At 34.6% G+C, this 23,761-nt stretch carries 18 protein-coding genes, 2 pseudogenes and 1 riboswitch; of the genes and pseudogenes, 5 read left to right on the top strand and 15 right to left on the bottom strand.

Going from position 1 to position 23,761, the window contains the following annotated elements; translation table 11 throughout:
• Positions 1 to 116: 116 nt before the first annotated feature.
• The 4 genes from nheC to JFU54_RS25315 form a co-directional block, all read right to left on the bottom strand.
• Positions 117 to 1,196, bottom strand: coding sequence for a non-hemolytic enterotoxin subunit C (nheC, locus tag JFU54_RS25330; protein WP_201066841.1), 1,080 nt, complete (start codon positions 1,194 to 1,196; stop codon positions 117 to 119).
• Between the two features lie 107 nt (positions 1,197 to 1,303).
• Entirely contained in the window at positions 1,304 to 2,512 is a 1,209-nt protein-coding gene (gene nheB / locus JFU54_RS25325) for a non-hemolytic enterotoxin NHE subunit B (protein WP_000162968.1), read from the bottom strand.
• Positions 2,513 to 2,549: 37 nt separating this feature from the next.
• Positions 2,550 to 3,710, bottom strand: a complete 1,161-nt coding sequence (gene nheA / locus JFU54_RS25320; protein ID WP_201066840.1) for a non-hemolytic enterotoxin NHE subunit A — start codon at positions 3,708 to 3,710, stop codon at positions 2,550 to 2,552.
• 604 nt (positions 3,711 to 4,314) lie between these two features.
• Positions 4,315 to 6,141, bottom strand: a complete 1,827-nt coding sequence (locus JFU54_RS25315; RefSeq protein ID WP_201066832.1) for an APC family permease — start codon at positions 6,139 to 6,141, stop codon at positions 4,315 to 4,317.
• A 144-nt stretch (positions 6,142 to 6,285) separates the two neighbouring features.
• A riboswitch (cyclic di-AMP (ydaO/yuaA leader) is annotated at positions 6,286 to 6,432 on the bottom strand.
• Positions 6,433 to 6,572: 140 nt separating this feature from the next.
• Here JFU54_RS25315 and JFU54_RS30110 point away from each other — a divergent pair.
• Complete coding sequence (locus JFU54_RS30110) at positions 6,573 to 6,701, top strand: hypothetical protein (RefSeq protein WP_000038255.1); 129 nt, start codon at positions 6,573 to 6,575, stop codon at positions 6,699 to 6,701.
• A gap of 74 nt (positions 6,702 to 6,775) precedes the next feature.
• Here the strand turns inward: JFU54_RS30110 and panE are convergent, their stop codons facing one another.
• A complete protein-coding gene (gene panE / locus JFU54_RS25310) occupies positions 6,776 to 7,708 on the bottom strand; it encodes a 2-dehydropantoate 2-reductase (protein WP_201066830.1) in 933 nt (310 codons plus the stop codon).
• Between the two features lie 175 nt (positions 7,709 to 7,883).
• Between panE and JFU54_RS25305 the strand changes: the two genes are divergently transcribed.
• Positions 7,884 to 9,359: a hypothetical protein gene (locus JFU54_RS25305; RefSeq protein WP_201066828.1), complete on the top strand. Its 1,476-nt coding sequence runs from the start codon at positions 7,884 to 7,886 to the stop codon at positions 9,357 to 9,359.
• A 58-nt stretch (positions 9,360 to 9,417) separates the two neighbouring features.
• Here the strand turns inward: JFU54_RS25305 and trhO are convergent, their stop codons facing one another.
• Positions 9,418 to 10,377, bottom strand: a complete 960-nt coding sequence (gene trhO / locus JFU54_RS25300) for an oxygen-dependent tRNA uridine(34) hydroxylase TrhO (RefSeq protein ID WP_002086277.1) — start codon at positions 10,375 to 10,377, stop codon at positions 9,418 to 9,420.
• 493 nt (positions 10,378 to 10,870) lie between these two features.
• On the opposite strand from trhO, the gene JFU54_RS25295 reads away from it, so the two are divergent.
• Positions 10,871 to 12,166, top strand: coding sequence for an Nramp family divalent metal transporter (locus tag JFU54_RS25295; RefSeq protein WP_001030684.1), 1,296 nt, complete (start codon positions 10,871 to 10,873; stop codon positions 12,164 to 12,166).
• Positions 12,167 to 12,225: 59 nt separating this feature from the next.
• On the opposite strand, the gene JFU54_RS25290 is transcribed toward JFU54_RS25295, so the two are convergent.
• The 3 genes and pseudogenes from JFU54_RS25290 to JFU54_RS25280 form a co-directional block, all read right to left on the bottom strand.
• Positions 12,226 to 13,086: a M23 family metallopeptidase gene (locus tag JFU54_RS25290; protein WP_201066826.1), complete on the bottom strand. Its 861-nt coding sequence runs from the start codon at positions 13,084 to 13,086 to the stop codon at positions 12,226 to 12,228.
• Between the two features lie 82 nt (positions 13,087 to 13,168).
• Positions 13,169 to 14,235: pseudogene (locus JFU54_RS25285) on the bottom strand (sensor histidine kinase).
• Complete coding sequence (locus JFU54_RS25280; RefSeq protein WP_002165973.1) at positions 14,225 to 14,923, bottom strand: response regulator transcription factor; 699 nt, start codon at positions 14,921 to 14,923, stop codon at positions 14,225 to 14,227. Before JFU54_RS25280 ends, JFU54_RS25285 begins: the two are co-directional and overlap by 11 nt.
• Positions 14,924 to 15,065: 142 nt before the next feature.
• Here JFU54_RS25280 and JFU54_RS25275 point away from each other — a divergent pair, with 142 nt between their 5' ends.
• On the top strand, positions 15,066 to 15,596 hold the full coding sequence (locus JFU54_RS25275; protein ID WP_201066824.1) for a GNAT family N-acetyltransferase: 531 nt from the start codon (positions 15,066 to 15,068) through the stop codon (positions 15,594 to 15,596).
• 64 nt (positions 15,597 to 15,660) lie between these two features.
• Here JFU54_RS25275 and JFU54_RS25270 read toward each other — a convergent pair whose 3' ends face one another.
• A complete protein-coding gene (locus JFU54_RS25270; RefSeq protein WP_201066822.1) occupies positions 15,661 to 17,289 on the bottom strand; it encodes a peptide ABC transporter substrate-binding protein in 1,629 nt (542 codons plus the stop codon).
• Between the two features lie 561 nt (positions 17,290 to 17,850).
• Here JFU54_RS25270 and JFU54_RS25265 point away from each other — a divergent pair.
• The gene (locus JFU54_RS25265; protein WP_201067318.1) at positions 17,851 to 19,221 is read left to right on the top strand and encodes an alpha/beta hydrolase; all 1,371 of its coding nucleotides are present in this window, start codon (positions 17,851 to 17,853) and stop codon (positions 19,219 to 19,221) included.
• A gap of 207 nt (positions 19,222 to 19,428) precedes the next feature.
• Here JFU54_RS25265 and JFU54_RS25260 read toward each other — a convergent pair whose 3' ends face one another.
• The 5 genes and pseudogenes from JFU54_RS25260 to JFU54_RS25240 form a co-directional block, all read right to left on the bottom strand.
• Positions 19,429 to 20,754 (bottom strand): bifunctional S-methyl-5'-thioadenosine deaminase/S-adenosylhomocysteine deaminase, encoded by a 1,326-nt coding sequence (locus tag JFU54_RS25260; protein WP_201066820.1) that lies wholly within the window; start codon positions 20,752 to 20,754, stop codon positions 19,429 to 19,431.
• 53 nt (positions 20,755 to 20,807) lie between these two features.
• Positions 20,808 to 21,167, bottom strand: a complete 360-nt coding sequence (locus JFU54_RS25255) for a YunG family protein (protein ID WP_201066818.1) — start codon at positions 21,165 to 21,167, stop codon at positions 20,808 to 20,810.
• Between the two features lie 122 nt (positions 21,168 to 21,289).
• A pseudogene (locus JFU54_RS25250) lies at positions 21,290 to 21,520 on the bottom strand (pentapeptide repeat-containing protein); the annotation flags it as partial.
• Positions 21,521 to 21,661: 141 nt separating this feature from the next.
• Positions 21,662 to 22,792: an RNA-guided endonuclease InsQ/TnpB family protein gene (locus JFU54_RS25245; protein ID WP_201066816.1), complete on the bottom strand. Its 1,131-nt coding sequence runs from the start codon at positions 22,790 to 22,792 to the stop codon at positions 21,662 to 21,664.
• Positions 22,752 to 23,390, bottom strand: coding sequence for an IS607 family transposase (locus JFU54_RS25240; RefSeq protein ID WP_201066814.1), 639 nt, complete (start codon positions 23,388 to 23,390; stop codon positions 22,752 to 22,754). The genes JFU54_RS25245 and JFU54_RS25240 overlap by 41 nt, the downstream gene beginning before the upstream one ends.
• Between the last annotated feature and the right edge of the window lie 371 nt (positions 23,391 to 23,761).

Raw genomic sequence — 23,761 nt, 5'->3', positions numbered from 1 at the left:
AAACATTATCCTAAAGTTACATTGATAAAACACACGGCAAACTTATGGGTAAAATTACAAGCTCGGCTCTCACAAAAAACGGGATAAAAAAATAAACAGCGGAACTAGTCCACTGTTTATTTCGTCACACCCTCATGTAATTTTTCTGTATAATCTTTTACATCCTTCCAGCTATCCTTCGCTGTATTTAAATCTTCTTTTATAAAGGTAAATTCTTCAGGGCTGATTCCTTTTACGTTTTGTAGTAAATTATTATATTTCGCACCTACCGTATACCACTGATTTGATATGTTTTGCAGTGCTGTAATTGCTGCATCAATTGTTTCTGTCATATTAGTCGTTTTATTTTTCACATCTGTCAAAATTGCCACTTCTGCTTGTGCTCCTGAAATTCTATTCTTTAAACTGGCTATTTCTCGTTCTGCATTTGCAATATCTTTTTTCGCAATCGCAATCATCGGTCCGCCAGCAAGACATGTTATTAGCGCTACGCAAAGTACACCACCAGCAATCACCATATCGTTACTCTTTTTGATCGAATCGTTATATGTATTTATTTGTTGCTCTAGAGCTGGAATACCAGCATTCGTACTTGCCAAAATCGCTGTTAATTGATTTGTATCCTCTTTAAAACTATTTGTGTCTTTCGCCATTCTATCGCGAAAAGCTTTCAAATTCCCTAATAATACATCTACCTCATTTTGATTCTTTAAAATGTCCGCATACAACTTTTCTAAATCCGCTTTTAACTTTACGCTATCTTTTTGATCAATCGCTAATAGCACGTCACTATAGTACGCTTGAAAAGTATTGTTGTAATCAATAATATTTTGATCCGTTTTCATAATTTGAGGCTTCATATTATTTAACCAATATGCCGCATTAATTTTTGCATCTTTTTGATGCTGAATCATATTCCCTCTTAAATTACCATTAATTGAACTTATTTTACTCAAATCAGTCTCTTGTTGATTTTGAATTAATTTTGCATATGAATCCATCGCAAATATACTTGATGTCGTTTGCGCCATTACATCTTGGAATCCTGCTGGTCCGAGAGAATAATTTTTTGCACTCTCTTGCAATGTTTTTACGTTTTGTTCCGCTGCAAAAGGATGTAAAGGAAGCACATTACTCGTTGCCACTCCAGCAATCATTATCGTTAAAAGGCATTTCTTATAAAATCTTTTCTCCATACTTTTCACCTATTCTCTTTATAAGGATATCAAAAGCTCCTGCTCACAACTGAACAGGAGCTTCAACTCATTCATTAATACTTAACGCTCTTACGATTCTTATTCAATTATGCTTTTTTCGTATCTACTACTTTAATATCTTCAGCATAAATCTTTTCTGCATAGTCTTTAATGTTTTTCCAGCTATCTTTAGCTATATTCAAGTCTTCCTTAATGAAAACAAGGTCGTTTGGACTAATAGAGTCTACATTTTGAAGTAATGAATTATATTTCGATCCCATTGTATACCATTGGTTTGAAATATTTTGCAACGCTGTAATTGCTGTATCAATTGTGTTTGTTAAATACTCAGTTTGTGTTTTAATGTTCGTTAGTCCTGCCACTTCTAATTGGGCAGTTGTAACTTGTCCTGTTATCTTTTGAATTTCTGCCTGTGCATTATCAAGCTCTTTCTTCGCTAATACGATTCCAGCTGTTCCACCACCTACAGCTGCTGCACCACCTGCAATTAACGCGACTCCTAGCGGCGTTCCTGCACCTGTAGCAATAACTACTGCACCACCGATAATTGCAATTGGCCCTAGAGCTGTCGCAACTGATGAACCGATAATAATTGCATTATATTTACTAATCGCTTCATTGTACGTTGTAATTTGATTTTGCAGAAGCGGGATTCCTGCATCTTGACTAGCTAATATAGATGTAATTTGATTTGCATCACCTTTGAAGTTTTGCGTATCGGACGTCATTTTGTTTCGGAATTTTTTCAAGTCTTCTACTAACTGATCTACTTGCGCTTTATTTTCATTAATACTACTTGATAATCTAGTTAAACCTTTCGTAAGAGTCGCTTTATCCTTTGCATCAACCGCAGCGACTAAAGTATCATAATAGTTTTGGAATTTCGTATTGTAATTAATAATATTTTGATTCGTTGAAATAAGCTGTGGTTTTAATACATCTAACCATTGCTTCGCATTTCCTCTAGCTGTATCCTGGTGCTGAATCACTTTCCCTTTTAAAGCCGCATCAACAGACGATACATTACCAAAGTTAACATTACCTTGTTTAATAATTGTTAAAGCGTACAGATCCATTACTAAAGCGTTTGAACCTGTTCTTTCCATTGCATCTTTCAGGCCTTCTGGTCCTAATGAATATTCTTCGTAGTCATTATAAGCTTTTGCTACAGCATGAACTGGAGCTTGTTTCACTGTACTTTCAGCTGCATACGTATGGGCCGGCATAATATTCCCTGCTGCAAATACTGCCATAAGTGCTGATAGAGCCATTACTTTATATGGTTTTTTTGTCATTTTTCTTCTCTCCCTATATCGCTAATTATTTTTCTGTTTAATGTACTTCAACGTTTGTAACGTAATCTTCAAATTGATTTGTTTGCTTATGCATTTCATCACTTACTTTTTTAAGTTGATTGAAATGTTTTTGAAGTAAACTACTGTCTGTATACGTGCCTTCTTCAATATTTGTTTGTATTTGGATCATATTATTATTTAAAACTTTCCAATCCGTTAATAACGTTTCTAAAGTTGTAATTTGGCGATCAATTAGTTCTGTAAAGCTGCTTACTTGATCTTCAACGAATGTAATTTGTGTTGCCTCTAATTCAGTTTGTGATAACTTCTGAATAAGCGGTAATAACTCTTTTTGCTTTTGTTGAATACGAAGAGCTGCTTCCCTCGTTTGACTATCTGCTGCATTTACAATTTCATTACTTAACGTACCGATAGAAACAAAATCGATTGTTTTCGTTTGTGCAGTTTGATTTGTGATTGTAAATACTTGTTTACCGATATTAATAGAACCTTTAATAATTTCTTGTGGTCTATTCAAAATAGTAGTTAGTTCAGCTTGAATTTCCTCTTGAATTCTTTTTATGTCTTCTCTTAATTTCACAATATCTCCACTTGATCCTTGCAGTGTTTTTATTGCTTCATCAGCTTTAATTGATAAGTTATTACTATCTTTGTCTAATACCGTTTTAAATCGATTTAACTCTAATAAATCTTGCTCCATACTCTCTTGAATGCTTTGGACCTGCAATTGTAATTTTCCATATGCGTTTGTAAAATCTGCTTTTGCCTGTTCATCTTCATTTACTTTTCCTGCTAGTTCATAGAGCTTACTATAATAGCTATTAAATCTAGTGCTGTATCTCATCATCTCTTGATTTAAGTCGATTAGCTTCGGATTATATTCATCAATCCACTCTCGTACATTCGTTTTTGCAAATTTTTGATGATTCGTTAAACTACTCATAGCGTTTACCTTAATGTCTGGCTGTTGCAAAATAACTAATCCGTATGCTTGTATAAGCGGTGACTGTGATCCTAACATTCTAATTGAATTGGATAATGTATTTGGAGCAATTACATTTTGCGCATATACTGTTTTCACTTCTGTTTGCCCCTCCTTAGCGTAAGCGCTTACAGGAACGAAGCAACTCGTAGATACTGCTGTAACCAATAACCCTGTAATTAAAGTCTTTTTCACTTTAACTCCTCCTATGTATTAGCAACTATTACTATCGCATTTTAGTATTCTATTTTCTTGCAAATGATTTGAGATGGTTAAAAATAGAGAACGTTCTCACCGTGAGTCATGTACGAACCACCTCTCTCAAACTTTATTTCTACAGTACTTACTTATTGTTATAAAACACTTCATAACTTTTCATATGTGCTTAGTATGAATAAAACTGTATAAATTTTCTATTTTATTGCGATTTCCACATTCACACAGTGAATATATTACATGAAAATATTATTCATTTTAAACTAATTAACGTGTGAAAGTATGAAATTTCGTTTTGTTTTCATGTAAGTTTTGTACTGTAAGGTCATTTAAACACAGCTATTTATATAACGTAAAGAAGTATTTTAATTCCCTTTATTTTCAAGCTCTCATGTCCTTATCCCAAAATAAAATTCAATTCACTTTCTCGATTAAACTATCTATATACCACAACAGGAAACACTACATATTCATAACCATTAAAATTATACTAATATATTTTTTAAATCCATATGCAATTATGCATAGCATATACACAAAAAGGATAACTTCACTTTCGTGAAGTTATCCTTAAAAAATCCCCTTACTTTTTCAAATGATACGGTACTGTCGTAATAACAACATTTCTTTTATAGAGTAAATACGCACGAATGAGTAAACTAGACTGATTATGAAGAATGTTATGCCAACCTTTTTTCGGAATAAACTGTGGTATAACGACCGTAACTCGGTAATTTGATTCACTCGCCTTATATTGTACTGTATCAATAAATTTTGTTAGCGGCTGAATAATACTTCTATAATGAGAATGTAATGTAACAAGCCTTACTTCAGGTTGCCACTTCTCCCATTTCTCTTCAAATTTCTTTTCCTCTTCTCTGTCAAAAGCAACATACACAGCGATAACTTGATCTGCAGAAAGAGCTTTAGCATAGTTCAGTGAATTTTCTACTACATGAGTCATACCTGCTACAGGAACGACAATTACATTCCCTTCAATCGGAACAAGTGGTTCACAAGTTTTTAAACTTAATTGATCCCCCACTGCATCATAATGCTTCTTTATTCGATGGAACAAGAAGATAATGGCAGGTAAGAAAATAAGGATCGACCAAACTTGTGCGAATTTAGTTAAAAAGAACATACTCATTACGATAAAACTAATGACTGCACCAATTAAATTGACCGTTAATCTTAAAGCCCATCCTTCAGGCTTTTCACGAAGCCATTTTAGTACCATTCCAGTTTGAGAAAGTGTAAACGGAATAAATACCCCTACTGCATATAGCGGAATCAAGTGTTCTGTTTTCCCCTGAAAAGCTACAATTAAAATAATCGAAGAAATCCCAAGTATAATAATACCGTTTGAATAACCTAGGCGGTCTCCTCTAATCGTAAACATTCTCGGTATAAACTTATCTTTTGCAAGGTTAACTGCTAATAGCGGAAATGCAGAATAACCTGTGTTAGCAGCAAGAATTAATATTAAAGCTGTTGTACCTTGAATGAAATAGTACATGAAATTACGTCCAAATGTTTGTTCAGCAATTTGTGAAACAACTGTTACTTCCTTACTTGGATTAATTCCGTAATAATAAGCTAAAAAGACAATTCCTGAAAATAAAACTGCAAGTAATGCACCCATTGCAAGCAATGTTTTCGCTGCATTGTTAGGTGCAGGATCTTTAAAGTTTGGAATTGCGTTAGATATCGCCTCAACACCCGTTAAAGCAGAGCTTCCTGAAGCAAATGCTCGTAACAGTAAGAACAAACTAATTCCTGCAACTGGTGTTCCAATTGGCGTGTGTAAGGCCTGCGAAACGTGTCCCGTTAAAATATTGTATATCCCTACACCAATTAATATAAATAGTGCTAAAACAAATAAATAAACAGGATATGCTAAAACAGAAGCTGATTCCGTTACCCCTCTTAAATTTAAAATAGTAATCAATATAACAAATATAATCGCAATGATTACATTATGTGCATGTAAGCTAGGGAAAGCTGATGTGAGCGCATCTGTACCTGCAGATACACTTACTGCAACCGTTAAAATGTAATCAACTAATAAAGATCCTCCTGCTATTAAACCTGGATTCATCCCTAAATTCTCTTTTGATACAACATATGCTCCGCCGCCATGAGGGTAAGCAAAAATAATTTGTCGATAAGATAAAATAAGAGCTGTCAATAATACTAATACCCCAATAGCAATCGGAATGGAATACCAATAAGCTACTGCTCCAAGACCTGCTAAAGCAATTAAAATTTGCTCTGGTCCGTATGCAACCGATGACAATGCGTCAGAAGATAAAATTGCTAGCGCCTTCGTTTTATTAAGCTTTTGCTCTCCTAACTCAGTTGATTTTAACGGCCTTCCAATTAAAAACCTTTTGATAGATGAAACCACTGCTGTCCACTCTCCAATAATTTTGTACGAACTTTTCTGCTAGTTACAGCGGATAAACTATTTCTTCAGAAAACAAAAAATGTCTACAAGCCATAACGAAATAGACTTGTAGACATTATTTTTTTTGTCGCACAAGCTCCACCTTCCTTCTCAATATAACGCTTACGAGGTTAGCTGTCGGATTCGGGCCTATGAGTAGCCCTACCTTTTTCAAGGATTCACCCCATTGGATTAAGTACTAATCCAGAAGAACGGGTCCCCCGCACCATGCGGCTTCAGCGGTTTAGAAAATTGAAACTGTGGATTATAATACTCCTTTATTTTTAAAATGTAAACAAAAATTTTTAAAAATAAAAAATTTTAAATGATTGCGCATAATCCGCCGATAAATATACATAATGAATACTAAAAAAACCTTAAAGGAGACCCGTATGTCTAAAAAGAAGAAACCGCTTTTTTCTGACTCATATTTAGATGCAGTAGCAAATGAAATTAATCAGTTATATGGTAAACGCGAACAGGAAATAAATTTGACAGAAAGAATTAAAAGAAACAAATAATTTGTCATACTCAAATAAAAAAGATAGCAATACACTTATATATTGCTATCTTTTTTATTATTTCATACATCTAATTATATTATGGATTTATTAAAGGGCGTTTCCTCATACACTTTCAAATTTTGATATACAGCACCTAATGAAGGTGCTTCTATAGAAAATTGTTCTGCTACATCCAGTAAGTATCCTTGTAAATGTTCCCCTTCGATGAGCGAGCCTTTTTCCATATCACGCTGCATAGATGACTTCATATCATAAGAAATTTTATCAATCGTTTTCATATGGTCCTCAATAATATTATCTTTAACCGGAGCCCCCAATGCCCTCATAATTTGCACAGATTCCTCAAATAAGTTTCGGATAAAATCACGTCCACCTTCGCTCTCACGAATCGGTCCTATTGGTGCACGCATTAATGTTGTCACACCTGACATTACAGTAATAAATAAATATTTATGCCACATATCTTGCGTAATATTTTCACTCAAAACAAAACTAGATTTCGTACCTGCAAATGCTTTGGAAATATGATTGATTCTCTCTGAATCTTGAGACTTAATTTCTCCAAATACAAGTCTGTTGGCAGCACTCGTTTGTACAATTTCTCCCTGATCGTTTAATGTCGTCTCGATAAAGCATAGACCGCCAATTACTTTCTCTTCACCGAATTCCTTTTGTAATAGTGATAAATGAGCGATACCATTTAACAATGGGATTATTACAGTATTTTTACCTACAAACGGCTTTAAATCTATGGTCGCCTCGTGTAAATGATACGCTTTTGTTGAAAATAAAATCACATCAAATGGAGTCGTTCTATCTTCTTTCGTTACCAATTTCGGTTGAAATGAAAAATCTCCATTAACACTACGAATAACAAGGCCTTTTTCTTCTAATTGCTGTTTTCTTTTGCTGCGAACGAGAAATGTAACATCTTCTCCCTTTTCTACTAATCGGCCACCGAAAAATCCACCAACGCCCCCAGCTCCTAATACTAAAATACGCATACAACATCCCCCTTTTTCTAACACAATTATACTAATTTTAGTATACATAACATTATACATGTCCCTTGTTAAATAAGCTGAATTTTCATTCTTAATCTAATGAACAAGAGAGGTTATTTTCAAGAAAAATTGGGCATGTTGTTTCTATAGCTTATACGGAAAGGAAACAATGTAAATGGAGGCAATACAAACAATCGAGGAAAAAGATGTAACAACAGCTATATTTCAATTTATATTCCCGTTTTCGTTTAAAACTGGATATGAACAAAATATGTTCCCTTTCTTACAAAAAAATGATTTTCTGCCTTTTCGACTCGATCATCTTGAAGATGAAAATACATATTACGGGAAATTTCAAGTTTCACATCAAAATATGGAAGCATACTATCTTTCCTTTACAAATAAAATTCTCTTTCCTCATTCAGAACATCAAAAAGGATTACAGCGCTATTCTAAAGACCTTAATTTAAATGGACATTTAACAACTAACCTTATTTCCGTTCCATTCAAGATACATTCTATTGATGTAACACTTTGTCCTTATGAGCTTGGGTTCTTAACAATTCGGACAGAAATAAAAACCGCTCCTAACATGACATTATCAGAAGCGATTGAATTCGCGGCTCGCTTCCGTGTACTTGAAACTAAAAGTGATACGACTGAGACTATTTGTATTGAATGTGATGGCAAAAAATATTCACAAGTAGAAAAACTTATATTCGGTGATTTATTTCATGGTTTAACAGACTTCTTTGAGAACAAGAGATTGCGGAGTTCTTACTTTCAAACATTCCCTTTCTTTGAAGACCAGCGAATGTATGTACAAACTCTATTATCCATAAACAAAGAGTCAGACCTTCATATAATCGATGTATATCGAGCTTCCAGTCTTTCCGGATTATCAGATGATGGTAAGCCATATATTAGTGCAAATAATGTTCCTTATATTCACGATTATTTAACAAAACATTCTTATCAAAGATGGGCTCCTAACCGTTACTTTATTATGGAAGAACATATTTTCACATGTATTACAAATGAAGGTGAACAAGCAGTCACTAAACTTGCTAGTCAAATGTACGGGGAGTTTTATTACGCTTTATTATTAAATTTATTTCATAAAGTTGTTTTATTAAAGATGGCAAACGCTTATGCCGAGTTAAATATTGAACAAGATACAAATGAAATAGAGAAATTAATTTATTCAATAAATTCGTTTACAGCTAATTATTTTTCTTTAGAATTAGTATCCCAATCACAAAGTGAAGATATTTTCTTTCGTCTAAGAAAACTTTTTAACATTGAAGTACTGTACACGAACGCGAAACAAAATCTCGATAGTTTATTTAAATATCAAGAAAATGTTGCTTCAAAAAAAGATAGCCTCTTATTATTAATTTTAACGCTCTACTCTGTTGTAGGCCAAATGTTAGGGTTTACTATGATTGATCTTTTAAGAAACACCGATTCAAACAAAATATCATCGCCTTTTGAATTTTTTGCTCTATTAATAGCGATTAGTGGCATAGTCATTTCACTTATTTTAGGTATACAAAGTTTATACCAATGGAGTGTACAACATAAACGAAGAAAAGCATGGGTAAAACAAACTGTACTTTCTGCTGTTAAAGAGAAAAAAGATACAAAGTAAATAAAAAACAGATGGCAGCACGATGCTACCATCTGTTTTTTTATTAAGCTAATTTTGCTTACTTACCTGCTTCGATTTTTTCTAATGTAGCAGCTACTTGCTCTTCTGTTAATTCGTGTTGCACGATATAACGATTACGTGGGTGTACACGACATTCATGAGAACATGCACGTAAATGTTTTGCTTCACTTTCTTCAGAACATAAAATTTTCTTGTTACATTCAGGGTTTGCACAGTTTACATAGCGCTCACAAGGTTCACCTGTAAAGTGATCTTTACCAACGATAACATGTTCTTTTTGGTTTACTGGTACAGCGATACGCTCATCAAATACGTAACATTGACCATCCCAAAGTTCACCTTGTACTTCTGGATCTTTTCCGTACGTTACAATTCCGCCATGAAGCTGGCTTACATCTTCATAACCTTCACGAACTAACCAACCTGAGAATTTCTCACAACGAATTCCACCTGTACAGTACGTTAAAATCTTTTTACCCTCAAGTGTTTCTTTATTTTCTCTAATCCAATCTGGTAATTCACGGAATGATTCAATATCTGGTTTAATCGCACCTTTGAAGTGTCCTAAATCAAATTCATAATCATTTCGTGCATCAATGATAACTGTATCTTCTTGTTTCATTGCCTCATAAAAATCTTTTGGTTCTAAATACTTCCCAGTAATTTCTTTCGGGTTAATGTCGTCTTCTAGACGAAGTGTAACTAACTCTGAACGAGGACGTACGTGCATTTTCTTGAATGCATGTTCATCTGCCTCATCAATTTTAAATACGATTCCAGCAAAACGTGGATCATTATTCATCGCTTCCACGTATTTTTCTGTTTGCTCAACAGTTCCAGAACAAGTTCCGTTAATTCCTTCTGTCGCTACAAGAATTCTTCCTTTTAACTCAAGTGATTTACAAAATTCTAAATGCTGTTCAGCAAATTCTTCTGGATTTTCAATTGTTGTGTACATGTAATACAGTAATACTCTATATGGTTTTGTAGTTGCCAATGTATTTCTACCACCTATCTAAATTTTAAAATCATGTATAAGTTAACGTTCATATCAAAACATATATAATAAGAAAATACATACTAAATTGTACTTAGCCTATTTTCTTCTATTTACAATTTTTTCTATAAGTTAACAAAAATAAAAACAAGATTACAGAACAAAACACTACGGTTAGGTTGTAATCCCAATATATTATATATCATACAATTTCATTTCCATCAATTAATATGCTGTAATATAGGCTGTATGTTCACATAAATTTCAAAAACAACCCTATAATTTATTATCTTCTCCCTTATTCAACAACCATAAACTCCCAAAATATTTTTGCATCGTCACACCATTCATTGCACACAGTCATATAATTTGCATTAAGGAAACTTTTATGTTCAAATGAAATTGCCACATCATATATCTAAATGTATTGAAATAATGAGTAAAAATAAAGTGAAACTTTAATCAAGTTAAGATTTCAAAGGGGAATACTACTATGAATAAAGATATAACAAAAGATGAACAAGTCCCTTCTCAAAGTACAACAGTTCAATCAGCCCATTTAGCGTTAAGTGGACAAACAAAAGGCTTTAAAAGACTGTTACCATTCTTAGGACCTGCTTTTATCGCATCAGTTGCTTATATTGATCCTGGGAACTTCGCTACAAATATCGCAGCTGGATCACAATATGGGTATTTATTGCTTTGGGTAATACTCGCTTCTAATTTAATGGCTGTATTAATTCAAACTTTATCAGCTAAATTAGGAATCGCTACTGGGAGAAATCTTCCTGAAGTAGCTCGCGAGAACTTCCCCAAACCAGTTTCCATCGGTTTATGGATACAAGGAGAACTCGTTATTATGGCTACAGATTTAGCTGAATTTATTGGGGCAGCACTTGGCTTATACTTACTATTTGGAATTCCGATGTTACCAGCTGCTTTAATTACAGCAGTTGGATCATTTATTATTCTTGAATTTCAACGCAGAGGCTTTCGTCCATTAGAAGCTATCATAACAGGTATGATTTTTATCGTTGTTATCGCTTTTGGTATCCAAGTCTTTTACGCAAAACCGGAATTAAGCCCTCTACTCTCAGGACTTTTCACTCCAAAATTCCAAGGTGTAGATAGCATCCTTTTAGCAGCTGGAATTTTAGGTGCGACAGTAATGCCGCACGCGATATATTTACATTCGGCCTTAACGCAGCGCCGTGTAGTCGGAACAAATGATGAACAAAAGAAAAAGATTTTCCGCTTCGAATTCATCGATATTATTATTGCAATGGTTATCGCTGGAGCAATTAATGCAAGTATGTTAATTGTAGCAGCTGCACTATTCTTTAAAAACGGCTTGCACGTTGAAGACCTTGATGTTGCTTTTAACCAGTTCAGTAATTTAGTCGGTCCTGTATCGGCTGCATTATTTGGGATTGGACTTTTATCAGCAGGTTTATCTAGTTCTTCTGTTGGTACGATGTCTGGTGATATTATTATGCAAGGATTCATTCGAATGCATATTCCGTTATACTTACGCCGATTTATAACAATGATTCCGCCTCTCGTTATTATCGCTTTAGGTGTAAATCCAACTTACGCTCTCGTTATGAGTCAAGTTGTCTTATCTTTCGGTATTGCCTTTGCATTAGTACCACTTATTATGTTTACAAGTAATAAGAAGATTATGGGCGCACTCGTCAACCATCGCATTACAACATTTATCGCGTGGTTAATCGCTGCACTTATTATCGTTTTAAATATTTTCTTACTGTATCAAACATTTGTAGGTTAATAAAAAAGGGTATTCCAAATTTGATTTGGAATACCCTTTTTGTATGAAATGATTTCCTTCTACTTACCACTTATGTATGTCCCTCTTTCTGGCATTATCGCACCTTTTTCAGTTCGAAAATAAAGTGGTAATCCTTCCGAAAGAAATATGCTCACCTTAGATGGATCCTGCCTTTGATGATGAATATGTAAATGCGGCTCACTTGAACTTCCTGAGTTACCGACTTGGGCAAGAAATTCTCCTTCATTTACATGTTCGCCTTCCCTCACTTTAATTGATCCTTTCTTTAAATGGGCAAGAAACAAAAATGTACCTGTTTCATCCAATCGTAAATAAATATGATTTCCCGCCATCGATTGAAAATCATCCGACCCCGGAACTAAATCTATTTCATCATTTTTAATTGATACAACTGTCCCAGAAGCTGGTGCCATTACTTTCGCTCCATATATTCCATAATCCTCTAACTTACTACTTTTCACTTCAGCAGGTGGAATGAGAATATCGTATGCCCATCGTTCATTTGGTTTTATAACGTGATAGTTCGTTTCTAATTTATCGCCGCCCCAACCTATCAATGCTCGTTCATTCAAAGGAAAACGAATGACTACTTTAGGACTCATAGACTGTACATCTACTGGGTATGCAATTCTCCCAATGTTAGCGAACCACCCCACGGGCCAAGCTCCAATGGTAGAAAACAGAACTATTAATAGTAGCGTTCCATCTATCCGCTTTCTAAAAATGCCTTTCCAAACAAACATTACTGCTGAGCCTATTAAGAGAAAAATTGAAATTACACTAAAAGCCTGTATAATCCACCAAACAAAGACTGATGTAACGCCATTACCTAAATAAACTAAACTCCAACTTATAATTAAAAAAGCAACTATAATCGCTAATAAAAATCTCTTCCACATGCTGTATCCCTACTCTCCTATCTTTGTTCCCCATGATACGAAGTAAAAATTACGACATATGAAAGAAATACTTACGACTTTCTTACATTTCTTTATACTGCGGTAAAACGATAGTGAAAACCGTTTCTTTATCGTTACTACGTACAGTGATATCTCCTTTATGAAGTTCCGCTATACTTCTCGCAATTGCAAGCCCCATTCCTTTTCCACCCGTATGAGAGCTACGTGATTTTTCACCACGATAAAACTTTTCAAAAACGTAAGGAAGGTTCTCATTCGGAATGCATTGTCCAAAATTTTTAATTTCTATTTCAACATTCATATCTCTTTTAGAAACTTGAATTAAAAGCTCCTTTCCGTCTTTCCCGTACATAATACTATTACTAATTACATTTTCGAATAGCCTCACCATAACCGCTACATCCATTTCCACATGTAACACCTTATCACCTTTAATACAAAAGCTCATATCGGCATCATCTAGTTGTGGTACAAAATCAATCATGATTTGTTCAATGAACGCTTTCATATTTACTACACTTTTATGTAATTCGATCTCTCTATAATTTATTTGACAATATTCTAATAAATCATCTACTTGATTTTTTAATTCATAACTTTTTCGCTTTAATATACTTACATACTGTTCACATTCTTCTCTATTTGAATGAAGCTGATTTCCTAACAGGTCCGCGTAACCTATTAGGGATGTTACAGGTGTTCGTAAGTCATGAGAAATATTACTAATCATTTCATTTTTCATTTCTTGCGATTTTTTTCATTCTCGATAGACTCTTTTAAACTTTTGGCCATTCTATTAACATTCGCTGCTAATTCACCAATCTCGTCATTTTTTGAAATAGGTATATCTATTTCAAAATTACCATTACTTATTTCCTTCAGACTCTTGTTAATTTCAGATAATCTTTTCATCATTGTTTTTGTCATGAATGCAAAGTATATTGTAGTAAAAATTAAAAAAACTATTAAATATAAAAATGAATATTTTTCCTCTAACGCAGTAACATGACTATATATATTTCCAATTACAATTTGAAACGCTATTATACTTACAGTTGCTAACAAAATGCTACATATGAATGCGATAAAAAACTTAGCTCTCATGCCTTGTAATGATTTAATCTTCAATTTTATATCCGACTCCCCAAACATTTTGAATAAACTTCGGCTCTTTTGGATTCTCTTCAATTTTATTTCTTAATCTTGCAATATGAACCATTACTGTATTATTACTTTCATAGGCCCTTTCTTTCCAAACGCTTTCATATATTTCTTCAATAGTAAACACACGATTCATTGCAGCGGCCATTAAGTACAAAATATCATATTCAGTTTTCGTAAGATTGATTGTTTCTCCATATAACATCACTGTTCTCGACACTTCATCTATTTCTAAACCTCTAATGTTTATTTTCTTTTCTATTACTTGAACAGCATTTTGATTGAAGTAGGTATACCTTCTTAATTGAGCTTTCACTCTTGCTATAAATTCAATTGTACTGAACGGCTTCACAATATAATCATCCGCCCCAGTACTAAAGCCAATTACTTTATCTACGTCCGATGATTTCGCGCTTAAAAACATAATTGGTAAACTATGTTTCTCTCTAATCCTTCTACACAATTCTATCCCATCCATTTGCGGCATCATAATATCCAGAATAGCAAGTTGAATACTGTTATTATTTATTATTTCTAAAGCCTCTTCTCCGTTATGAGCACTAAAAACTTTAAAACCTTCTTGCATTAAATTTGCGTTCACAAATCGAACAATATCTCGATCATCATCTACAATTAAAATTGAGTTTTTCTCCATATCTAAACCTCTTTTTGAAATATATTCCACAATCAATTTTATCACAAATCAAAACCATACTTCCCTCTTGAATAATCTTTATTTTCAGATTAGATTATATAATAACAACACATTCTAGTTTCAGAAGAAATGGAGTGAAAGCATGTTTCCTATATTAAAAACCAACCGACTCATTTTACGAGAACTTACCGACGAAGATGCACCGAGTATACTACAATGCTTTTCTAATACTGATGTCCTGCGCCATTATGGCCAAAAACCATTACAAAATTTGGATCAAGTAAAACAAATCCTTAATAATTTCAAATTGGGTTACAACGCAAGAAGCGGCATTAAATGGGGAATCGAATTAAAAGACAAGAAAGGGCTCATTGGAACAATTGGTTTTCATGATTGGTCTTCTGAACATAAACGAGCAAATATAAGTTATGCCTTTTTGCCTGAACACTGGGGAAATGGATATGCGACTGAAGCGGTTTCTGAAGTTATATCATACGGTTTCCACACACTTCATTTAAAACGTATCGGAGCAATTGTCTTTCTTAAAAATGAGGCTTCAAATAAAGTGCTATTAAAATTAGGGTTTGAAAAAGAAGGTGTTCTAAAAAATTATATGTATCAAGATGATATTCCATATGATACGAATATTTATTCTTTATTAAAATCCGTTTAATAGATATAATTCCAAAAAAGAAACCTCACTTTTAAAAGTAAGGTTTCTTTTTTGATTAATAGTTTTACTTATTATCGATATAAGCATTCTTATAAGTATAAACGCCACCAAATTGATGCTTTTCAATTCCTTTTACATAATCCTTTTGTACATAAGCGGAACCAATATGATAAAGCGGTGCTACCGCAGCGTCCTCTAATATGACCTGCTCAGCTTCTCGCAACGCTTCCCATCTTTTCTTTTGATCTAGTATAAGATCATTTTTAGCTTTTTTTATTAGCTCATCGTAATGAGGATTAGAATAATTCATTTTATTATTTGGATTACTTGTCGTAAATAGCTCTAAATAACTAATTGGATCTTTATAATCTGGTCCCCAATTTACCATAGATATATCGTAATCACCTGTTTGTTCTAATTGTAATTTTTGCTTAAATGGCTGTTGTTTAATTTGTATCGTTAATCCATGCAAATTCTTCTCTAAGTCACCTTTTATATATTCCGCCATACGTTTTGCGTTATCTTGTTCAAACGTTAAAAATTCGAGTTTTACTTCGTCTACTCCCAGTTCTTCCTTCGCTTCTTCCCAAATCTTTTTCGCATTTTGCAAATCATATGGAGAAAGATCTCCGTTTTCTTTTCTAAAATCTTTACCAGTCTCTTCATTTACATGACCAACTGGTACAAGTCCACTTGCAGGTTTTGCCCCGTTATTAATAAAGTGCGTAACAAAATCCTTCTTATTTAACGCTAATGAAATAGATTGACGTACTTTCTTATTTGCTAACGCATTATTTTTCTCATTAAAACGTAGCATAGCAATTCCAGGATCGCTTGACATATGTAATTCCTTATTCCCTTTATACTTGTCTACAAATTGCGAATTAATAGGCACTCGATCCAAATCACCAGCTTCGTATAAATTAACAACCGTCATTGTATCTTTTACAATTTGAAAGTTTATTTCGTCTAATTTCACTTTCTTTTGATCCCAATATGTAGCATTCTTCTTTAATTGAAACTCTTGTTCATGCTTCCATTTCTCTAATACAAATGGCCCATTATATATGAGATTACTAGGTTCCAATGCATAATTCTTTCCTTGTTCTTTCAAAAATGATTCATGCTGTGGTAAGTAAATAGGTAGTGCTAACAACTGTAAAAAATAAGGAATTGGCTGTTCGAGTTCCACTTCTAACTTATAATCATTTATAACTTTAACCCCAAGTTCATCAAGAGGCATTGTTCCCTTATTTATCTCTTTCGCATTTTTCACGTAAAAGAGCATGTACGCATATTGAGACGCTGTTTCAGAATTAATTGCACGTTTCCATGCAAACATAAAATCATTTGCTGTCACACTGTCTCCATTTGACCATTTTGCATCTTTACGCAAATCAAATGTATATTTTTTACCATCTTCACTTCTTTTAAACGATTTTGCTACTGCTGGAATAGGCTGATCTTGATCATCTAATACATATAACCCTTCAAATATGTTTTGCATAACGTGCGCTGATGTACCATCCATCGTTTTTGTAGTATCAAGAGAAGGAATTTCTTCTGATACCGTTACATTTAATACTTGTTTTTTTGCCTCTGTGTCACTTTTATTCGCTTTATTATTACAAGCTGTTAATAATAAAGATGTAACAAGTGCCATTACCATTAAATGGCTCTTTTTTCGCTTCATGAATTGTTCTCCTTAAAAATATAATATTATAAAACGTTATATATTATAGCAGAAATACCAACAGAAAGATGCGACATTCTTTTGAATATTTATTCGTTCAAGAAAAAAAGCTATCCTTTTAAAAAGGATAGCTTTTCCTTAATAAAATCAAAACTAATTGTCGCCTCAATTGTATGAAGGAAATGTTCTTTCGGAACTAACTCTTCTACAGAAACAGATACACGTTCGTCACAATGATTTTTAAATCACCATCCTAAGAAATCTCTCCTTATTCTCTTTTTATCAGTGTTTACACATAAAAAGAAGTTCAGATAGAAAATTGTATTTTACAAATCTTATACACTTAAGGATTTTGTAAGGATCAAGTAAGAAAAACGAGAGCTTTGTTTCGTATAGTCAAAATATAAAGTGAAGGAAGAAAGAGAGGTTACGACAAAACCAGAACTGTTGGTTTTAGATGAACATATCAATGGTTTAGACGTTTTTGCACCAGAACCCTAATTACCATACCTGTTTTTTATCATCACATATTGGAGGTTAAAACATGAATAAAAAAAGAAAATACAAAAATCAGTACTTTCCTTTACCCTAATCTTTTCTTTAGGCATTTCATCTTTTCCGCTTACAACAGCTATTCACGCAGATACACGTGAGGAACAATCTGTAGAAAAGAAACGAGTCTCTTTAACGGAGCGTACATCATTATTTTTTGAATATCTCCAGCAAGGTAAGTATGCAGAGGCACTTCAGCTGACGTCTGCTGCTTTTCAATCCAAGTTTACAGCAAACACATTACAAAACTGGTGGAAACAAAGTGACTGGAGCGGGATAAAAAGCATGGGAACCCCCGTGATAAAAGAACGAAACTTGGTCCATCAGACGGTGGGAATTTCAGGAACTACCCAAGGAACTACCATACCGTTACTCCTTAAATTCACACCTGGTGGGAAAGTAGATGAAATTGGGGTAAGGATGCCTCCGGAATCTTATACCATCCCACATCCTAGCTATGATCAACCTGCTTCCTATCAAGAACGTCAAATCGTCATCGGAAATTCTACCTATCCGTTACCAGCCACATTAACGGTTCCGAAACATAAGCCTGGTGAAAAGGTACCCGTAGTTGTTCTTGTTCATGGTGCTGGCATCCATGATCGCGATAGTACATATCTCGGGACAAAAATCTTACGAGACCTTGCGGTGGGCCTTTCGTCCAACGGAATTGCAGTGTTGCGCTATGAAAAACGCACCTTAGAACACGCATTAAAGATGAGTGCAGAACCTGTTACGTTAGACCGTGATACTACAGATGATGCCATATATGCAGCAAAATCAGCAGCGCAGCAGGAAGGCATTGATCCAAATAATATTTTCATTCTTGGACATAGCCTAGGAGCTGGCACAATGCCTCGTATACTGAGCAAAGCGCCTTCCTCACTTGTCCGAGGAAGTATCTTACTCGCACCACCTGCACGCCCTTTAACTGACATTGCCATTGATGTGAATCAATACCTTGGGGCGCCAAAGGAAGTAATCGATGAACTAAAAAGACAGATCGCTTTTATCCTGGATCCTACTTTCAATCCTGACCATCCGCCAGCTGACTACAATTACAATTTGGGGTCGTCCCATTTTATGTATGATGTTTCTAGATGGCGCCCAGTTGAAGAGGCAAAATCACGAAAAGAGCCTTTACTGATTCTGCAAGGGGCACGCGATTATCAAGTAACAGTAAAAGATGAATATACAAAATGGCAGGAAGGACTTTCAAACCGCAGGAATGTTCAGTTCAAAGAATACCCGAAATTGAATCATTTCTTCACGGAGGGTGATGGGGAATTAAGTCTTCCTAGTGAATACGAAATCCCTGCTAATGTTCCTGAGTACGTCATCCAGGACCTTATTACATGGGTCAACGAGACAAAAAAATAAGAAAACATCAAAATCCTTCATGCAATCATTATTGCGTGAAGGATTTTTTGAGACTAGTGATTTTATCTAAATCATTCTCTTCTATTTTATTAATCAACACTAATAAGAAATCTCTCCTTTCCCTCTTTTTATCAATGTTGACACATAAAAAAGGTCCAGGCACAAAAATAGGCTGCAGAGAAGACTTTCTCCACAGCCTGAAAATACCTATCTTTGTAAACCTCGTTTATAACGACTTGCTTCAAATATAATACGCTCTTCATCTAACGTTTTACATTCACCATTCCAAACGACACGTTTACCATTAATAATTACATCGCTTATATCTTTTCCACTAGCTGCATACACAAGATGTGATAACACTTCATCTGCCGGTTGTAAATGTGGCTTATTAGATGGATCAATCGTAATAAAATCAGCACACTTACCAACCTCAAGTGATCCCGTTTGTTTCATACCAATTACTTCCGCAGCTCCTTTTGTCGCAAGAGAAAGAGCTGTTTCAACTGGTAATGCTGTTGCATCTTGATGAATACCTTTTTGTAATAAAGTCGCTATACGCATTTCTTCAAACATATCTAAATTGTTGTTAGACGCCACACTATCTGTTGCAATTCCTACTTTTATTCCTGCTTCTAGCATCGCTTTTACATTCGCTATACCAGAACCTAGTTTTAAATTACTATTTGGGTTATGAGCTACTCGAACATCATGTTCTGCTAAAAATGCACGCTCATTTTCATTTAATACTACACCGTGCGCAATAACTGTTGGGCGTTTAAACAATCCGCAACTTGCTGCATATTCTACTGGACGCTTCCCATACTGTGCTTCAATATCACGTACTTCACGCTCTGTTTCAGAAAGATGAATATGAACCATCGTTTGATTTTCTACTGCAATACGAGCACACTCTTCTAACAGTTCTGTGGAACATGTATATGGACTATGCGGTGCAACCATCGTAGTTAACATACCACTTTCGTTATAGTAACGCTTCACATATTTCTCAGCTTCTTCAATTGCTTTCTTTTCATCGTCTTTCGTTCCGAAGCTAAATAAAGTTCTTGAAACAGCAGCTCGCATTCCACTCCTTGATACCGTTTCCATAATTGCATCTTGGTCTACTCCAATAGGATTAAACATATCAGAGAATGATGTTGTACCACTTTTCACCATTTCAAGTAATCCTAATTCCGTGCTAGCGACCGCAAGCTCTGGCGTAAACTGACTTTCAAGTGGCCAAATTCTCGTCTCAAGCCATGGCTGCAATAACATATCATCTCCGATACCTCTCAAAAGGCTCATAACAACATGTGTATGTGTATTGACAAGCCCTGGTAAAACCCACTTTCCTTTCATGTCAATTACTTCATCTACTTCAAAATCGTTAGCGAATTCTCCGCTATTTACATCTATAATTTGATCATTTTCTACAATGATATATCCATTTTCTATCACTTCATTTTGTTCATTCATCGTTACAATTGTAGCGTTTACATAAGTTGTTTTCAAAAGTATTTCCCCTTTCAACTCTATGAAGTTCCCTTTAATTAGTTACCACCATTATAGTAACTTATTGAAGATTAAGAGTCAAAAGATAATTTTAATTCTTTCGTTGTCTTTTCCTTCAAAATGCTATATTGTTTTTCATTTGTATCTGCAAATGCTTCTTCACGGCTCGACTTCATGTCCATATAGTTTAATGTTTCATGAAATTGGATCCTAGTAAAATCATACCTTTTCCCATCTACTTTATTGTAGAAATGCCATACTTCACCTATCTTCGTCTTTATTATCTCTCCCCCGCACAATTCTTGGACAATAAGGGCCGTTACACCACATTGTCCCTTTGCTGGGCTTTCGCTCGTCCACTTAGAACTCGTTTCTATTGACCAAGATTTTCTTAATGCTTCATATAGTTGTTTAATCTTTATGCTATCCATATTCAGCATCTCCTGACATTAGCAATTTCACACATCATATTATAAAAGCGGTAAAAGGCAATCTTTAAAAATCATTACTATTTGTAACACCGTTCAATATATTGAACGGTGTTACAAATGATTTAATTCACCTTTGCTCCATAACATCTCGCAACTGCAACCGCCTGCGCTATATCTAATTTCACGTTTTTTAAATCAAAAGCTTTAAAATCAACTCTATCAACTACAGCTCCTCTTAAATCTGCTCCGCTAAGTTTTACCTTGCCTAATTGTGCGCCCGTTAAATCTGCTTCACGTAAGTCTGCTTTTTCTAAATTACATTCATATAGGTCAGCTTCAATTAAACGAATACCGATACGATAAACTTAACTAAATCTATACAATTCAATCAAATTTACACAAGTTAGTGCTTCAAAGTGTTCTCGCAACCCCGAAGGGACGAGGGGTATAACACTCCACACGAGGCAGTATCGTTACCTCATATTATCAAGCATTTATTTTACCCATCTTGATAAATTTATCGCAGCATTTAAATCCCTCTCGTGATGGCTATTACATTGAACACAACACCACTCACGTATTTTTAAACTCCACTGTCCTTCTGGTTGAACTGAATGGTCGTATTTAACGCCACAACATGAGCAAATCTTGCTTGAGGCGAACCATTTATCGGCTTTTACATACTCAATGCCATACTTCTCGCACTTGTATGATAAACATTGAAAGAAGAAGTTTAATTTTTGAAATGAAAATGCTTTCGATAGTTTTTTGTTTTTTAACAGGTTTGAGATAGGTAAATCTTCCACAACAATCCTCATTGGTTTGGTTTTCACCAATTTAGCTGTTGCTTGATGGATATGGTTATTTCGGATATTCGTAATTTTCCTAGATAACCGAAGGTGCCCAGTTTTAGCTTTTTCATATCCGGCAGATTGAATTTTTACACCTTTTTTAAATCTCCTAGACATATCTCTTTGCGCTGACTTTTTCCTTTTCAAAAGTTTTTTAACCTTAGCATCTTTGTTTATATTTCGTTCTTTCGTACCATTAGAAGCTACAAACAACTCTTTTAAACCAACGTCCACACCAATCGACTCATTGGTTAGTTCTGGTGGTTCGAATTCTTCTTTGAACCCTACACTAATCCACCAGTGACGACCATCAAATGTAACTCTTGGATTTGATGGTTTTTTGTTTCTTGGTAGTTGTTGGCTTGTTTTCACTTCTCCAATAGACTGAATATCAACTACTTTCTTTCCTATAATCAGTCTTTCATAATTGGCATAAAATCCTTGGATTAAATCTTTTTTGGTTTTATAAGAAGTGTGATAGCCATTTTTGTACTTTTTGAACGAATTTTTTCGCGCCTTGTCAAAATCTTTTGAAGCCTGTTTTGGAACTTGTGCGTTGATGTCATTTAACCACTCATATCGCTTTCGCTTCTTGATCTTTGTAAATCGTTTCTGTAAAGCTAACTGTGAAACAGATTTTCCAAATAGCTTATAGTATCTATCACTCATTCTTTTACAATAGTTATAAGCGAATCTTGAAGCTCCAGCATGGTTTCTAAGCACTTTTTCTTGTTCAGGCGTTGGAATCAATCTGACTTTCTTCGCCAATATCACCAGAAATCAACTCCTTGATTATCTGTTTGGTCTTTTTAGAGCGCTTGCCTTGAAGTTTATAACTAAATACTGTAATGATCTGAACAAGGTCTTCTACGACCTCCTGTTCTTCTGTCTTAGTAGTATTGTCAATTACTTCAATCGCTGTTCCGTGTAGTTGACAAATCTTTTCAACCAACTCATAACCGAACCTCACAAGTCTATCTTTGTGCATGACAACAATTTTTTCAACCTCATTATTCTCAATGCGTTCCATTAACTTGTTAAAGCCTTTTTTCTTATAGTTGATTCCAGAACCAATATCTTCGATAATTTCAAATTGATAACCTCGCGCGATAAGATATTGCTTCATTCTATCGACTTGTCTTTCTAGGTCGTTTTTTTGACTCGAAGAACTGACTCTACAATAGCCAATTACTGTGCGATTATTTGGGCGCTCCCCTTTTAGATAATGAAAGATTTGCTCTTCTGAGTAGTAGCGTGTCCCACCAGCAGTCACCTTTTCAGGTACTAATTCACCGCTTTTGTGCATTCTCCTAAGACTACTAGGATGCAAGCCTGTTAATTCCGATACTTGACTAACTCGTAAAAATTTCATTATTATTCTCACCTCATTGAATCCGCAATAGTACATACCTTCGATAGATTCAATGAAGTTTGATAGATTTAATTAGATTTATCTTGTTCAACTAAGGGCGCAATTCCTTAGCCAGTTCTCTTATGAACTTCTCATGTTTTCACATGAGCGCAGACTATATGTTTATCTACTTAGAGATAAAGGATTTTTCCACCACCATAGGCTTGTGATGTACTCTCGTCAGTTATACGAGATAGTCGTTGAACGTTCATCTTATCAATTTTAACTTAGATGATTCGATGCGGAAGACCCATTGTTCTAATGTTTAGGATTTAACCTTGCACCATCTGATTGATTTTTTCTGCTTTCGCAACATTCACGCTCACCATTTC

This window comes from Bacillus sp. TH19 (assembly GCF_016651075.1).
In the GTDB taxonomy this organism is placed as follows: Bacteria; Bacillota; Bacilli; order Bacillales; family Bacillaceae_G; genus Bacillus_A; species Bacillus_A mycoides.
Note: the sequence above shows the minus strand (reverse complement) of the source record. Positions and strands in the feature narration are given on the sequence as shown.